This window comes from Pseudomonas sp. KNUC1026 (assembly GCF_021650705.1).
Classification (GTDB): domain Bacteria; phylum Pseudomonadota; class Gammaproteobacteria; order Pseudomonadales; family Pseudomonadaceae; genus Aquipseudomonas.
The window spans coordinates 2219134-2233715 of sequence record NZ_CP087138.1 but is presented as its reverse complement, the minus strand read 5'-3'; the positions used below and the strand labels follow the sequence as shown (position 1 = coordinate 2233715).

General features: G+C 63.5%; 16 protein-coding genes, 1 tRNA gene and 2 pseudogenes. 10 read left to right on the top strand and 9 right to left on the bottom strand.

Going from position 1 to position 14582, the window contains the following annotated elements; all coding sequences use genetic code 11:
* Positions 1-37: 37 nt before the first annotated feature.
* Positions 38-1374, bottom strand: a pseudogene (locus LN139_RS10335) (NAD-dependent succinate-semialdehyde dehydrogenase).
* Positions 1375-1629: 255 nt separating this feature from the next.
* Here LN139_RS10335 and LN139_RS10330 point away from each other — a divergent pair.
* The 4 genes and pseudogenes from LN139_RS10330 (at position 1630) to hisN (ending at position 4846) form a co-directional block, all read left to right on the top strand.
* The gene (locus tag LN139_RS10330; protein ID WP_236360353.1) at positions 1630-2262 is read left to right on the top strand and encodes a metal ABC transporter ATP-binding protein; all 633 of its coding nucleotides are present in this window, start codon (positions 1630-1632) and stop codon (positions 2260-2262) included.
* A pseudogene (locus LN139_RS10325) lies at positions 2262-3098 on the top strand (metal ABC transporter permease); the annotation flags it as partial. The gene LN139_RS10330 and the pseudogene LN139_RS10325, both read left to right, overlap by 1 nt.
* Before the next feature lie 37 nt (positions 3099-3135).
* Positions 3136-4008, top strand: a complete 873-nt coding sequence (locus tag LN139_RS10320; RefSeq protein ID WP_236359809.1) for a metal ABC transporter substrate-binding protein — start codon at positions 3136-3138, stop codon at positions 4006-4008.
* Positions 4009-4054: 46 nt separating this feature from the next.
* Complete coding sequence (gene hisN / locus LN139_RS10315; RefSeq protein ID WP_236359808.1) at positions 4055-4846, top strand: histidinol-phosphatase; 792 nt, start codon at positions 4055-4057, stop codon at positions 4844-4846.
* A 7-nt stretch (positions 4847-4853) separates the two neighbouring features.
* On the opposite strand, the gene LN139_RS10310 is transcribed toward hisN, so the two are convergent.
* Entirely contained in the window at positions 4854-5069 is a 216-nt protein-coding gene (locus LN139_RS10310) for a DUF2945 domain-containing protein (RefSeq protein ID WP_236359807.1), read from the bottom strand.
* 195 nt (positions 5070-5264) lie between these two features.
* On the opposite strand from LN139_RS10310, the gene LN139_RS10305 reads away from it, so the two are divergent.
* Together LN139_RS10305 and LN139_RS10300 are read left to right on the top strand one after the other, a co-directional pair.
* Entirely contained in the window at positions 5265-6548 is a 1284-nt protein-coding gene (locus tag LN139_RS10305; RefSeq protein ID WP_236359806.1) for a chloride channel protein, read from the top strand.
* Positions 6549-6659: 111 nt separating this feature from the next.
* Positions 6660-7688 (top strand): zinc-binding alcohol dehydrogenase family protein, encoded by a 1029-nt coding sequence (locus LN139_RS10300; RefSeq protein ID WP_236359805.1) that lies wholly within the window; start codon positions 6660-6662, stop codon positions 7686-7688.
* Positions 7689-7717: 29 nt separating this feature from the next.
* Here the strand turns inward: LN139_RS10300 and LN139_RS10295 are convergent, their stop codons facing one another.
* From LN139_RS10295 to LN139_RS10280, 4 genes are all read right to left on the bottom strand, one after another.
* Positions 7718-8857 (bottom strand): glutathione-independent formaldehyde dehydrogenase, encoded by a 1140-nt coding sequence (locus LN139_RS10295; RefSeq protein WP_236359804.1) that lies wholly within the window; start codon positions 8855-8857, stop codon positions 7718-7720.
* A gap of 36 nt (positions 8858-8893) precedes the next feature.
* Positions 8894-9751: an SDR family oxidoreductase gene (locus tag LN139_RS10290; protein ID WP_236359803.1), complete on the bottom strand. Its 858-nt coding sequence runs from the start codon at positions 9749-9751 to the stop codon at positions 8894-8896.
* Between the two features lie 144 nt (positions 9752-9895).
* Positions 9896-10090: a general stress protein gene (locus LN139_RS10285; protein WP_236359802.1), complete on the bottom strand. Its 195-nt coding sequence runs from the start codon at positions 10088-10090 to the stop codon at positions 9896-9898.
* A 231-nt stretch (positions 10091-10321) separates the two neighbouring features.
* Positions 10322-10873: an ATP-dependent Clp protease proteolytic subunit gene (locus LN139_RS10280; RefSeq protein ID WP_236359801.1), complete on the bottom strand. Its 552-nt coding sequence runs from the start codon at positions 10871-10873 to the stop codon at positions 10322-10324.
* A gap of 269 nt (positions 10874-11142) precedes the next feature.
* Between LN139_RS10280 and LN139_RS10275 the strand changes: the two genes are divergently transcribed.
* A tRNA-Cys gene (locus LN139_RS10275) sits at positions 11143-11216 on the top strand.
* A 180-nt stretch (positions 11217-11396) separates the two neighbouring features.
* On the opposite strand, the gene LN139_RS10270 is transcribed toward LN139_RS10275, so the two are convergent.
* Complete coding sequence (locus LN139_RS10270; protein ID WP_236359800.1) at positions 11397-11855, bottom strand: hypothetical protein; 459 nt, start codon at positions 11853-11855, stop codon at positions 11397-11399.
* A 150-nt stretch (positions 11856-12005) separates the two neighbouring features.
* Between LN139_RS10270 and LN139_RS10265 the strand changes: the two genes are divergently transcribed.
* Both LN139_RS10265 and LN139_RS10260 read left to right on the top strand, forming a co-directional pair.
* The gene (locus LN139_RS10265) at positions 12006-12305 is read left to right on the top strand and encodes a hypothetical protein (protein WP_236359799.1); all 300 of its coding nucleotides are present in this window, start codon (positions 12006-12008) and stop codon (positions 12303-12305) included.
* 79 nt (positions 12306-12384) lie between these two features.
* On the top strand, positions 12385-12687 hold the full coding sequence (locus LN139_RS10260) for a DUF1654 domain-containing protein (RefSeq protein ID WP_268944850.1): 303 nt from the start codon (positions 12385-12387) through the stop codon (positions 12685-12687).
* Positions 12688-12696: 9 nt separating this feature from the next.
* On the opposite strand, the gene LN139_RS10255 is transcribed toward LN139_RS10260, so the two are convergent.
* On the bottom strand, positions 12697-13461 hold the full coding sequence (locus LN139_RS10255) for a S24 family peptidase (RefSeq protein ID WP_236359797.1): 765 nt from the start codon (positions 13459-13461) through the stop codon (positions 12697-12699).
* A 166-nt stretch (positions 13462-13627) separates the two neighbouring features.
* A complete protein-coding gene (locus LN139_RS10250; protein WP_236359796.1) occupies positions 13628-13957 on the bottom strand; it encodes a DUF6555 family protein in 330 nt (109 codons plus the stop codon).
* A gap of 167 nt (positions 13958-14124) precedes the next feature.
* Between LN139_RS10250 and LN139_RS10245 the strand changes: the two genes are divergently transcribed.
* A complete protein-coding gene (locus LN139_RS10245) occupies positions 14125-14526 on the top strand; it encodes a response regulator (RefSeq protein ID WP_236359795.1) in 402 nt (133 codons plus the stop codon).
* The last annotated feature ends 56 nt before the right edge of the window (positions 14527-14582 follow it).

Below are 14582 nucleotides of genomic sequence, written 5' to 3'. Positions count from 1 at the left end.
GCCTAGCAGGGGCGGGCACTGCTCTCCAATGAAGGTTTCAGCCGCGCTGGGTGACCAGTTTGGTGTTCAGGTACGCCTCGATGGCTTCGGTGCCGCCCTCGGAGCCGTAGCCCGAATCCTGCACGCCGCCAAACGGCACCTCGGGCAAGCCCAGGCCCATGTGGTTGATGGTCAGCATGCCGGCTTCGATACCGTCACTCAGCGCCTGCGCAGTGCGGGTGCTGGTGGTGAACGCATAGGAGGCCAGGCCGTAGGGCAGGCGATTGGCTTCAGCCAGGGCCTGTTCGAGGGTGTCGAACGGCATCAGCAGGGCCAGGGGGCCGAAGGGCTCCTCGTTCATCGCAGCCATCTCGGGCGTCATGTTGCCCAGCACCGTGGGGCCGAAGAAGTAACCTGGGCCCTTGGGCACTTCGGTCGCCAGCAGCTCGGTCGCGCCCTTGGCTTTGGCGTCCTCGATCAGCTTGCGCAAGGCAGGGCGCGGCGGTCGTTGGCCAGCGGGCCCAGCTGGGTGCCTTCGGCCAGGCCGTCGCCCACTTTAAGTGCCTTGGCGTGAGCGACGAAACGCTCGGCGAAGGCGTCGTACACGCTGCGCTCCACCAGCAGGCGGGTCGGCGAAATGCACACCTGGCCTGCGTTGCGGAATTTACTCGCAGCCAGCAGCTTGGCGGCTTCGTCCAGGTCGGCGTCGGCGAACACCAGCGCCGGGGCGTGGCCGCCCAGCTCCATGGTCACGCGTTTCATGTGCTGGCCGGCCAGTGCCGCCAGTTGCTTGCCCACGCCGGTGGAGCCGGTGAAGGTGACCTTGCGGATCACCGGGTGCGGGATCAGGTAGCTGGAGATCTGCCCCGGGTCGCCATACACCAGGCCGATCACGCCTTTGGGCACGCCGGCATCGATGAAGGCACGCACCAGCTCGGCAGGCGAGGCCGGGGTTTCTTCCGGGGCCTTGACGATGATCGAGCAACCGGTGGCCAGCGCCGCCGTGAGCTTGCGCACCACCTGGTTGATGGGGAAGTTCCAGGGGGTGAATGCAGCGACCGGGCCGACCGGCTCGCGGATCACCTTCTGCTCCACGCCCTCGGCACGCGCCGGGATGATGCGCCCGTAGGCACGGCGGCCTTCTTCGGCCAGCCAGTCGATGGTGTCGGCGGCGCCCAGGGTTTCGGCGCGCGCTTCGGCCAGCGGCTTGCCTTGCTCCAGGGTCATCAGCCTGGCAATGCCCTCGGCGCGTTCGCGCAGCAGCTCGGCGGCTTTGCGCAGGGTCTTGTAGCGCTCGAAGGCGGGCGTGCGGCGCCAGGTCTGGAAGCCGCGTTCGGCGGCGGCGAGGGCGGCGTCCAGGTCGGCTTCGTCAGCCTTGGCCAGCTGGCCGATCACTTCACCATTGGCTGGGTTGGTCACCGGCAACGTGGCGCCAGCCAGGGCAGGGCGCCATTGGCCGTCGATGTGAAGCAGGATGTCGGGGTAGTTCACGGTAGCCTCCGCAACGGTTGTGGCAAAAAGAGTTGGTCAGCGTTCAGGCGTACCGGTTCCCTGGATCTGCGCGTGGGGCGATGTGAATGACAAAGGATTCATTTTGTTTCGACACGTTATAGTGTAACAATGCGTGTCCATCCTGCGCATGTCGACACCATGATCCACTGCACCGCTTTGCAATGGGGGCCGGTCAACCGCCCATTGACGCCGCCTCTGGACCTGCATCTTCCCGCCGGCAGCTTCACGGCCATCACCGGCCCCAATGGCACCGGCAAAACCACCTTGCTCAAAGTGATCGCCGGCTTGCAGAAACCATTGGCTGGAAAGCTTGAGGTCAACCTCGGCCGAGGCGGGCGCCTGGGTTACCTGGTGCAGCAGCAGGCGATCGACCGGCAGTTTCCGGTTCAACTGGGTGAGCTGGTGTCGGCCGGGTTCTGGGGCCGGCGGTTGTCACGTGCCTGCCGCCAGGCCCAGCTGGAGCAAGCCCTCGCCACCTGGCAGTTGGAAGGGCTGGCGGGCCTGAGCTTGCAGGCGATGTCCGGCGGCCAGTTGCAGCGCGCCTTGCTGGCGCGCATGAGCCTGACCGAAGCGCCGCTGCTGCTGCTCGACGAGCCTGACGCCAACCTCGACGAAGCCGGCCAGGCCGTGTTGTGGGAGCAGGTGCGCCGCTGGCATGGCGAGGGCCGCACGCTGGTGGTCGTTTGCCATGACCTTGCCAGTGTCCAGCGCCATGCCCAGTGCTGCCTGAGCCTCGGCCCCGATGCCTTGCACCTGAGCCAGGTGGCGTGATGCTCGAACACCTCTGGCAGCCTTTCGTCGAATTCGCCTTTATGCGCCGCGCCCTGTTCGGCGGCGTGCTGCTGGCCATGAGCACTGCGCCGCTGGGCGTTTTCCTGATGTTGCGGCGCATGAGCCTGATGGGCGATGCGATTTCCCACGGCATTCTGCCGGGCGCGGCCCTGGCGTTCTGGATCGCCGGGCTGTCGCTGCCTGCATTGACCCTTGGCGGGCTCGGTGCCGGCCTGGGTGTGGCCGGGTTGTCGGCCTGGGTCACGCGCAATACCGGCTTGCGCGAAGACGCGAGCCTGGCGGCGCTCTATCCCATTTCCCTGGCCAGCGGCGTATTGCTGCTGGGGCTGGCCGGCAAGCGCCTGGACCTGCTCGGGCTGCTGTTCGGCTCGGCGCTCGCGGTGGACGCGGCAACCCTTGAGGCGATGGCCTGGGTCGCCGTGCTCAGCCTCGTCCTGCTGGCTGTGCTCTACCGGCCTTTGCTGCTCGATTGCCTCGACCCGTTGTTCCTGCGCAGCGTCAGCCGCCTCGGCCCGTGGGCCCACGGCCTGTTCCTCGGCCTGGTGGTGCTGAACCTGGTCGTGGGTTTCCAGGCCATCGGCGCGCTGATGATGGTCGGGCTGATGACCTTGCCGGCCGCCGCCGCACGCTTCTGGACCCGCCGCCTGCCGCCGCGGCTGCTGCTGGCGTCGTTGCTCGGTGGCGTGGCCGTGGCGCTGGGGCTGCTGCTGTCGTTCTACGCCTCGTTGCCCAGTGGCCCGGCCATTGTGGTGGTGGCCGGGGCGTTCTACCTGGTGTCCGTGATCATTGGGCCGGTGCATGGGGTCATGCACCGGTCCCGCTCTGCCCATCCCCCTGTAAAAGGACCTTGCCATGCGCCGTGCCCTGCTGTTGCTTGCCCTCGCATTACCCTTCAGCGCCCAGGCGGCGGAGCCGGTCAAGGTGCTGACCAGCTTCAGCATCCTGGCCGACATGACCCGCCAGATCGGTGGCGACCACATCGCTCTGACCAACCTGGTGGGCCCGGACTCCGATGCCCACACCTACGAAACCACGCCGGCCGATGGCAAGCAGGTGCTGGCCGCCGACCTGATCGTCGAGAACGGCCTGCAGTTCGAGCCCTGGCTCGACCGCTTGGTGGCCAGCACCGAAACCCATGCCAAGGTGATCAAGGCCAGCGATGGTGTGCTGCCGCGCACGCTCGAAGAAGACGGCCAGACCATCCCCGACCCGCATGCCTGGAACAGCCTGGCCAACGCGCGCATCTATGCCGCCAACATCCTCAAGGGGCTCGACGCCGTCGACCCGGCGCATGCCGCCGACTACCAGCGCAACCACGATGCCTATGTGGCGAAGATCGACGACCTGCTGAAAGTCGCCGCCAAGACCTTCGGCAGCCTGCCGCCTGGCAACAAGCGCATCGTCACCTCCCATGACGCCTTCGGCTACCTGGGCCAGGCCTATGGCATCGAGTTCATCGCACCCCAGGGCCTTTCCACCGAGCGTGAAGCCACCGCCGCCGATGTGGCCGGGCTGGTCAGGCAGATTCGCGAGCAGCACATCAAGGCGGTGTTCATGGAGAACATCTCCGACTCGCGCCTGCTCAAGCAGATCGCCGAGGAATCCGGCGCGCGTATCGGCGGCACGCTGTACTCCGACGCGCTGAGCGCAGAAGGGCCGGGCAGCACCTACCTTGGCTTCTACCGCAGCAACATCGAGACGCTGGGCAAAGCGCTGGCTCGATAAAGCGCTTTCAGGCAGCATGCGCGCACGATCCGACGGAGACTTCGCCATGCCTGCCACCCCTTTGCCGCTCGCCGAGTTGCGCGCCTTCGCCGACACCCTGGCGCAGGCCGCCGCTGATGCTGCGCTGCCGTACTTTCGTACCGCTCAGGCGGTGGAGAACAAGCTCAAGGGCGGCTTCGACCCGGTGACCCTGGCCGACCAGGGCGCCGAGCAGGCCATGCGTGAATTGATTCATGCCGAGTATCCGGAGCACGGCATCTTCGGCGAGGAATACGGGCACGAGCCCGGCACCTCGCCGTTGACCTGGGTGCTCGACCCCATCGACGGCACCCGTGCCTTCATCACCGGCCTGCCACTGTGGGGCACGCTGATTGCCTTGAACGACGGCCAGCGCCCGGTGCTTGGGGTGATGAGCCAGCCGTTCACCGGCGAGCGTTTCGTTGGCACCCCAGACGGCGCATGGCTGGGCGAGCGGCGCCTGCGCACCCGCGCCTGCGAGCGCCTGAGCGATGCCATCGTGATGAGCACCTCGCCGCAACTGTTCGACATCCCCAGCCGCAAGGCGGCGTTCGAACGCTTGAGCGGCCAGGCGCGCATGACCCGCTTCGGCGGCGATTGCTACGCCTACTGCATGTTGGCCATGGGCCTGGTGGACGTGGTGATCGAAGACAGCCTCAAACCCTACGACGTGCAGGCACTGATTCCGATCATCGAAGGTGCTGGCGGGCGCATGACTGCCTGGGATGGCAGCACTGCCCAGCACGGCGGCGCGGTGGTCGCAGCGGGCGACCCGGCGCTGCACTCGTGGCTGGTAGAGCAGCTCAAGCCGGCGCTCTGAGGCACGCTCATCCTTTGGCGTGCTTGAGCGCATCCCCGTGATGCAGGGCGTGCTTGCCGGTCTTTTCGCTGCGCACCTCGTACTGTGGCGTCTCCTGCGAGGCCGGGCGGTGCTTGCCCATGAAGGTAAGGTCATGGGTATGTACCTTGACCACCTTGCCGTCGATCTCGCCGGCTTCGGCGTTCCAGCGTAGGGCGTCGCCTGTCTTGAATGAGTGGCTCATGGTTCGGTCCTTTGGGTTGAGGGTTCGGTAGCACTTGAATGTGGGCAAGCGGGCCGTGCAACCGGTTCAAAAAGTCGTGCCGCTCAAGCGGGTTTGCACTGGCTTGGCGCGCCCCTTACAGTCGATGCTCATTTCTTGTTACAGGTGCCGGCGCCGTTGAATCTCTTTCGTGTCATCCGGCGCAGAGTGTCTTCGGTGCGCTGGCGTACCCGGCTGACGCTATGGGCTGCCGCCATCAGCGCGGGTTTGCTGGTGGTAGGGTTCGCCTGGCTCGCCGAGCGGGCACTGGCCGGCTTTGCCTGGCTCACCGCAGGGCACCTGTGGCTGGCGCTGCTGATCACGCCGGCCATCGGCATGCTGGTGGTGGGCCTGACGGTGCGTTTTTTTCCAGGTGCTCAAGGCAGCGGCATTCCGCAAGTGATTGCCGCAACGCGCCTGGCCGGCCAGCACAAGCCAGTGGGCCGGCTGGTGTCGATGCGCATCGCGGTGGGCAAGGTCGGCCTGGGCTGCCTGGCACTGCTGGGCGGGTTTTCGGCCGGGCGGGAAGGGCCTTCGGTGCAGGTGGCCGCTTCGGTGATGCACCTGTTCCATCGCTGGCTGCCTCACGCCCGCATCATTCGTGCCCCTGACCTGATCCTTGCCGGGGGTGCCGCCGGCATCGCCGCAGCATTCAACACGCCGCTGGCCGGCATTGCCTTCGCGGTGGAGGAACTGGGCCGCAAGCTCGAAACCCGTACCAGCGGCGTGTTGCTGTCGACCATCATCCTGGCCGGCATGGTCGCCATCGGTGTGCAAGGCAATTACAACTATTTCGGCAAGCTCAGCGCGCAGGAATCCGGCTGGGGCACGGCGCTGGCGGTGCTGGTGGCAGGGGTTGCCTGCGGGTTGCTCGGGGGGGTGTTCAGTCGGCTGTTGCTGTGGCCGCAACGCCACGCGCACTGGCGGCTGTGGCGCTGGCGCGCGGCGCACCCGGTGTGGTTCGCCGGGGCCTGCGGCCTGCTGGTGGCGGTGCTGGGCCTGATCAGTGGCGGGATGTCGTTCGGCAGCGGCTACGGCATTACTACGCAGATCATCAACAGCGGCGCCGACTTGCCCTGGCACGCGGCGATCACTCGGTTCCTGGCCACGGTGCTCACCTACTTCTCCGGCATTCCCGGCGGCATCTTCGCGCCCGCACTGGCGGTGGGCGCTGCGGTGGGGGCCGACATCGCGCACTGGGCGCAATTGGGCAGCGCGGCGTTGCCGGTGGTTGCCTTGTGCATGGTCGGCTTTCTGGCAGCCGTCACTCAGTCGCCGATCACCTCGGCGATCATCGTGATGGAGATGATCGACAGCCACGGCATGGTCATCAGCCTGCTGGCCACGGCACTGGTCGCCAGTGCAATCAGTGCGCGGATGGGACCGGAGCTATACCAGCAACTGGCGTTGGGGTTCGTACGGGCGCAGAGCGCCACGCCGGCGCGAGATGCAATCAAGTGACGTTATTCACTGCGAAATGAAGAAAGTCTTTGTGGATCAGACGGTTTTTGCAGGCTCGAAGAGGGGCTATCGTGCGGGCCTGCATCCACTGACTCGCAAAGGATACCGACCATGCAAGCCTTCGGCTTTTTCAAGAATCTGCCCATTGACCATCCTGATGCCCTGCAAGCTGTAGATCTGCCCGAGCCGGTGTTGCGCGAGCACGACCTGCTCGTGGAGGTGAAAGCCGTATCGGTCAACCCGGTCGACACCAAGGTTCGTAAGGGGGGCGATTTGCCTGCCGACGGCATGCCGCGCATTCTGGGTTGGGACGCGGCAGGCGTGGTCGTCGCCACCGGCCCTGCCGTGAGCCGTTTCAAGGTGGGGGACCGCGTGTGGTACGCCGGCGATATCACGCGCCCCGGCTGCAACAGCGAGCTGCACGCCGTGGACGAGCGCATCGTCGGCCCCATGCCGACTTCGCTCGGTTTCGCGCAGGCCGCTTCATTGCCGCTGACCACCATCACCGCCTGGGAACTGCTGTTCGACCGCTTGCGCATCCACGAGGCCGACCCCACCGAGCACCAAGTGCTGCTGGTGATTGGTGCGGCGGGTGGCGTGGGTTCGATCATCACTCAGCTGGCACGCCGGCTGACCGGTGTCACCATCGTCGGCACGGCGTCACGCGAACGCAGCCGCGAGTGGGTGCTCGATCATGGTGCCCACCAGGTCATCGACCACTCTCAGCCCTGGGCGCCGCAGCTGACAGCGTTGGGCCTGGGCCAGGTCACGCATGTGGTGGGCTTGAATGACAGTGCGAGTTACGTGAAGCAGATCGCTGAAGTGCTGCGCCCTGAAGGGCAGTTCGCCTTGATCGATGATCCGGTCGGGTTGGACATCGCGCCGTTCAAGGGCAAGTCGATCTCGATCCACTGGGAGCTGATGTACACGCGCCCGATCTACACCACGGCCACCATCAGCCGCCAGCACGCATTGCTGCGGCGCGTCGCGGAGCTGGTGGACGAGGGCAGCATTCGGCACACGCTGACGCAGCGCATCGAAGGCATCGATGCCGCCAACCTGATTGCAGCGCACGCGCTGGTAGAGGCTGGCGACATGATCGGCAAGGTGGTGCTGGTCAAGGCTGGCCAACCGGCCTGAGTGGCCGTTTACACCCTTGCCGGGGTGGCTCAGGCCGCAGGCTTGAGCACCACTTTGGTCCAGCCTTCATCTCGCTCGTCGAAGTGGCGGTAAGCCGCCGGGCCTTCATCGAGTTTCAGGCGGTGCGAGATGATCTGCGACGGCTGCGCGCGGCCGTGGTGGATCAGCTCGGCCAAGCGGCGGTTGTAGACCTTGACGTTGGCCTGGCCGGTGCGGATCTGCTGGCCTTTGAACCAGAACGAGCCGAAGTCGAAGGCCATCTTGCCTTCCTTGGCCAGCGGGTCGCTTGCGCCCGGGTCCTGCGGCACGAACACACCCACCACGCCAATGCCACCGGTGGGCTTGGTCGAGGCGACCAGGTTGTTCATGGTCAGGTGGTTGGCTTCATGGCCGTGGCGGTCGCAGCACTGATAGCCCACGCACTCGCAACCCCGGTCGGTGCCACGGCCATTGGTGTGGTTCATGATCTGCTCGACCGCTTCCTGTTCCAGCGCATTGATGGGCGTGGCGCCCATGCGTGCGGCAAGCGCCAGGCGGTCGGGGTGGCTGTCGACCACGAACACCTGCGAGGCGCCTTTGATCATTGCAGAGTGGGCAGCCATCAGGCCCACCGGGCCTGCGCCGTAAATGGCGATGCTCTCACCCGGTAACAGGCCGGCCAGTTCGGTGGCGTGCCAGCCGGTGGGGAAAATATCCGACAACATCACGTAATCGTCTTCGCGCTCTTGCGCGTCTTCCGGCAGCACCAGGCAATTGAAGTCGGCATAGGGTACGCGCAGCAGCTCGGCCTGGCCGCCTTGGTACGGGCCCATTTCGGCGAAGCCATAGGCAGCGCCTGCGCTACCGGGGTTGGCAGTCAGGCAGAAGCCGGTCAGCCCACGCTCGCAGTTGTCGCAGAACCCGCAGCCAATGTTGAACGGCAGGCACACGCGGTCGCCGACCTTGACGCGGTCCACGCCGGCACCCACCTCGATCACTTCACCCAGGTTTTCATGGCCGAACACACGGCCGGTCTCGAACGAGGTGCGGCCTTCGTACATGTGCAGGTCCGAGCCGCAGATGTTGGTGGTGGTGATGCGGATCAGCGCGTCGGTGGGCTTTTCGATTCGGGCATCTGGCACGTTCTGGACGCTGACATCTTCAGGGCCGTTGTAGACGATGGCTTTCATGGTGTTTCTCCAACGAAGGAATAGGGGGATAAGGCGTTAAAGGATCGGCCGGCCGCCGGTGACACCGAAGCGCTCACCGGAGAGGTAGCTGCCTTCATCCGAGGCCAGCAGCACGTAGACGGGTGCCAGCTCCACCGGCTGGCCGGGCCGGCCCAGCGGGGTTTCGGCACCGAACGACTCAACGGCTTCAGGCGTCATGGTGGCGATGATCAGCGGCGTCCAGATCGGCCCGGGCGCAACGCTGTTCACGCGGATGCCACGCTCGCCGAGCAGTTGCGCCAGCCCGGCGCTGAAGTTGGCGATGGCGCCTTTGGTGCTGGCGTAGGGCAGCAGGTCAGGGCGAGGCATGTCGGAGTTGACCGAGCTGGTGTTGATGATCGACCCGCCGCGCGGCATGTGCGAAACGGCTGCCTGGCAGATGCGAAACATCGCTGTGATGTTGATATCGAAGGTGCGTGTCCATTCCTCGTCGGGAATGCTTTCCAGCGTCGGGTGCGTCATCTGGAACGCGGCGTTGTTGACCAGCACATCGATGCGGCCGAAGCGCTCCACGGTCTTCTCGACCGTGCTCTGGCATTGTGCAAGGTGTTGCAGGTCGCCGGGCAGCAGCAGGCACTGCCGGCCGGCGCGCTCGACCCAGGCAGCGGTGTCGCGGGCGTCTTCATGCTCATCCAGGTAGGCCAGGGCGATGTCGGCGCCTTCACGGGCGAATGCTATGGCCACAGCGCGGCCGATGCCGCTGTCAGCACCCGTGATCAAAGCGACCTTGCCATCCAGCCGGCCATGGCCGCGGTAACTCTCTTCACCACAGTCGGGCACGGGGTCCATCTTGTATTGATCGCCAGGCGTACGTTGTGGCTGCACCTTGAAAGGGGGGCGCGGGTAATCTTTCATCTGGATATCCTGAACTTTTTCAAACAGGTAGAGTTGCAATTAGAAATGAGCGGTTGCCAATGATGGCAGTGCGGTCGGAAAGTAATTAAGAAAATCGGCAATAAGCGTAAAAGCCAGCCCATTGCCGATTGCAGGTATCAGTATTCAACTACGCCCGCCTTTGCGGCCAGCCTCTGATGCCTTTTCACGATCGTTTGCGAAATTGTTGCCGCCGCCTTTGCTTCCGGCGTGGCCAGCATCGCTGGAGGCCTTGCCTTCACTGGCCTTGCCGCCTTTTTTTCCCGCTTCGGAAGCCTTTTCGCGATCGTTTGAAAAGTTGCCTGGATTCGAGTTGCTCATGATTGATTTCCTCGTCTCGTTTATTGGGAAGCATCGTTTGTCGTGCGATGCATTGAATGAGAGGAGGGCGGTAGAGCAAGGATTCCAAATTATTGTTTTCACGCTGACGAATGGTGACTATGTCTCTTTGCTACTACCCGATACATGTACAGCCGCTTGCCCCCGTAGAGGTATTCCTGAAGCGGGTTAGTGGGTGTGGCGGTTATTATCGCGGAGCATAAAAGTACTTCGTCAATTGTGGACGACATGGGTGACCGCGCCGGCAGGATAGGCGGCCGGTTCGACACGATGGGCCAGGCCATAGTCGAGTGCGCTGTGCGCGTCGAGAATCATCGGTGCTGCAATCAGGCATTCGCGTGTGGGGAGCGACAGCAATGCGCCCTGGGTGCGCTCTTCCACGATACGAGCATACAGCTCCAGGTCGTAATCCAGGCTCATGGCGTATTCAGCCATGCGCGAATGGTCGATCGCACCGTTGAGGTTCCAATGGAAGGGATGAAAGAGGAACTTGCTGTGCTCGCAAGCCGTGCGTTGGCTGCCAGCCAGGTAAATGATGTTGCCCATCGACTCCACCGTGCCCAGGTTGTGCGTGTGCACCGGCACCGGTAGCGCGATCAGGAAATTGAACAAGGTGAAACCGTAGCTTGCCTCGCCGCCCATGGTGGCGATGTTGAGGATGATCGCCTCGGCCTTCTGCTCGACCGCTTGCGAGCACACCTCGATCAACCGGCCGCAGGTTGCCGAGTGGATGGGGCCTGTGAAGTGCACGATGTGGATAGCCATGGAATGCGCCTTCTGCTTCGACTCTCTGAAAAGGATGCCCGAGCAACGGACGGGGTTCACTGCGTGCGACCATCGGCGCGGTGAGGCGGGGTGGAAATATTTTCTTTACCAGGCGGTTGACAACATAGGGCCAGCAGTCCAGAATTGCGTCCATTGCTGACACGGGCTGTCAAAAATGCTTGCTAATCAATAGGTTAGCGATGTGATTCATGTCCGGGTCAGGTGCTTTTCTTGAAGGTCAGATGATTTTTGTCTGGTTTTCAACTTGGGGCCGAGTAGCAAAGTGGTTATGCAGCGGATTGCAAATCCGTCTACGCCGGTTCGATTCCGACCTCGGCCTCCACCCCATAGAACCCCGCAGGCTAGCGCTTGCGGGGTTTTCTTTTTCCGCGCTTTTTGGTCAGGGTGTCGGGCATAGGCTATCTGACCAACGCATGCCCGTGCTGTCACAGGTGAACCTGACCTGCTGGGGCTTGCCTGCATTCACCCGTCTCTCCCGACAGGCTCAAGCCCCCATCCAGCCTCACCCCCGCACGGGTGGATTGCCCTGAGCACTAGCGCAATCACTGCTCCCCACGCGTACCTGCCCCAGTACGTTGGAATCAACATCCGCCAGCCTGTACACCACCATCAACCCCTCCGAGATGTGCCGCGCCAGCGGTTCAAGGGTGCAGCTGTCCTCCATCGCCCCCTTCTTCAGAGCAGCCAACAGTTCGCTATGGCTAGTCTGCGCAGGAATGGCCTCCTTCAGTTGATAGTCGAACGTCATCACGTTGTTGTCGTAGCCCACGTTCACCACCCGGATTCCGTCCATCTCGGCTTTGCGCATTTCGATCCTGTAGATCGTGGCGATAGCCTGAAGCGCGCGCTCGCGGTGAGCTGTACGCTCGGCGGGGGCCTCTCGCTGGTGCCAGACCTGCAAGGTAACGAAGCCCAGAGCAACGCAGGCAAGGAAGATGATCAAACCGCGATACTGCTTCACACAGGCTCCAAGGCCGGGGAAATGGGAGCGAGATTTTAGCGGTTCCGATGCGTTCATGGCGAAACCCTCACCTCCCAAATCTGATAGTGGCGATGTAATGGCTTTGCCACTATAACCAGAGTGCCATCAGTCACTCGAACGCTCGCCACCATGCGCCTCCTGAACCTGCTCCTCGCCAGCCTCGCCCTGTGCCTGGCCACCACCGCTCACGCCCGCTCAAGCAACCCCACCGACGATGAGATCGCTCAGCAACTGATCGACCAGTCGATCGCCCAATACCCCGGCAACTGCCCGTGCCCTTACAACCTGGCGAGCAACGGCAGCCGCTGCGGTAAGCGCAGTGCCTACAGCCGGCCCGGCGGGCGGGCGCCTCTGTGCTTTCGCGAAGACGTAAGCTCCCAGGCCATCGAGCGTGTCAGGCAGTCTCTGAAAACCCGATTACAACCCTGACACAAGGGCTTACTTTTGTTTCAGAGTGGCGCTATGCTTACCCAATACTGGATGTGTATACAGTTATTCGGAGTGTGACATGGCGGTACAAAAGGAAGGGCATCAGGCGTTGAGTGCTGTGGATCGCCTTGGGTTAAGGATTTCGACCATGCTGACCTCGCCCCAGGTGCAGCTCGACCGCCGCCTGACCGTGCACCGCCTCGACAGCGACGATGACCAGGCCTGGGCCGCCATTCAGGAGCTGATCGCGCAGTCCGAGGGCGTGGCGATCACCCCAAACGATGATGGTTCGTTCACCGTGAGCTGGGAGGCGATTTCCGATCATGACTGGCGGCCTGAGCATATGGACGAGATGCAGCTGATAGACGAGCCACCCTTTTAATGCGCGGGCTCAGACCTTGCGCGCATTCCACACCAGCAGCACCTTGGCGTGAAACGCCACGTCATCGATGCGGGCGGTCTGGTTCTCGTAATGGGGGTTGTCGGAGATCAGCCGGTAGTGGTCCTCGTCCAGGCGCATGATGCGTTTGATGTACAGCTCCTGGTGCCAGGTGACCACATAGATGCCTTCGCCAATGAAGTCGGTGACGCCACGGTCGACCACCACCAGGTCTTGATCGTTGATCGTGCTCTCCATGCTCTGGCCCCAGCCTGTGATCATCGCCAGCGCGGTGGCGGCGGTGTAGCTCACGCCTTTCTCACGCAGCGTTTGCTCGCGGACTACGATATTGCGCACCGCTTCGTTGTAGTCGGCCGGTACCTGGCCGTGGCCCATGGCGCCGCGGATGTCGTATTGCGGGATCAGGATCTCTTCGTTGCGCGGGCGCAGGTTGGAGAGGTTTGCGGGCACCAGCGCGGCCGCTTCATCTTCGGCGCGCTCACGCGCGGCTGCGGCGATCCGGTGGCGTGCAGCGAGGGAGAAACCTTTGACCCGCGACAGCGCCTGCATCAGTTTGTCTGCCGCTGACACGCCGGGCGAAGCGTTGCCCGGCGAGGCGTCGCCCGGCGCAACGTCGCTGGCCGGGGCAGGGCTGACCAGTGTGCCCGCCGGCAAGCCGATTTTCTGCTCGAGCGTGGCGGCCGCCTTTTCACCCAGGTTGCGGTGCCCGGTCAGGATCTGCGACAGGTACGACGCATCCAGGCCATGGGGTTTCAACCTTGTGTCCGCTCAGCGCAACTGCACCGGCGTTGCCCGCTGGTTATGCCATCAAGTTCCGCATCAGTTGGTTTTGATCGGATGCTACTGCAAGCAACAACATCCTCGGATGCATCGTTGGGGGTAAACGCGTAAAACGCCCGTTGGCAAGCCCTGTCGAGGTTTATCAGGGATTGCTCTCCCGCGCCTTCATGAAAATCCCCTGTGCCATCACTTCCCCATAAAAAAACAGACTGGGGCGAGTCTTGTCCATCTTCTGAATCCGGTTCCAGCGCACTTTGTCCAGCCCCTCGGCCAGGGCCAGTTCCCTGACGCGCTCGAACCGGCTTTCACGGACCATGCCTTGATGCTGCCCGCCCACCGCGTACAGCATGGCGCAGATCCAGGCGTCGAGCTCGGACATGCTGGTTTTTTCGACCACGATGACTTTTTTCACGCCGTGCAATACGTAGTGAACTTCGAAGTACTGGGTGAGCCTGGCAGGGAGCGTATTCATGACCGGATCCTCATTCAGCCTCAATCAGTTTATCGGAGCGCGCGCCGTTGCGCTTGAATGTGGGCTGTCGCTGTGAGGTGACGGTTTGCCGCTGGTCGGATGACGAAAGGAACCTTCCGGCCATCGAGTGGACTACTACTGCGGACCCCATAGCAAGGTTTTACCCAATGGACCAACCCATAGCCGTGCCCAGCTCGCTACCTCGCGCGCTGGTCGTGGAGGATGAAGACATCGTTCGCGAACTGGTGGCGCTGGCGCTCGAGGACCTGGGCGTGGATACCGTTATCACTACCAGTGCCGACGAAGGCCTGGCGCTGTTCGAGCAAGACCCGGCTGCCTGGGACCTGGTGGTGACTGATGTCATGACCCCCGGCAGGCGTAATGGCCATGACCTGGCCTGGGCGGTCGCCCAGGCACGGCCAGACCTCAAGATCATCGTGTTGAGCGGTTACCCGCGTAACCCTGCCAAGCGCTATCCCGAGACCGCCACCTACCTGGTCAAGCCTTGGTCGGTGGCGCAGTTGCAACGGCTGGTCAATGCTGCGATCCGGCGTAACTGTGCGCTGTGAGGGGTTGTGCCCTGCTGCTGGGTTCTGCCACAACAAATCATTACACTTCTTTATGT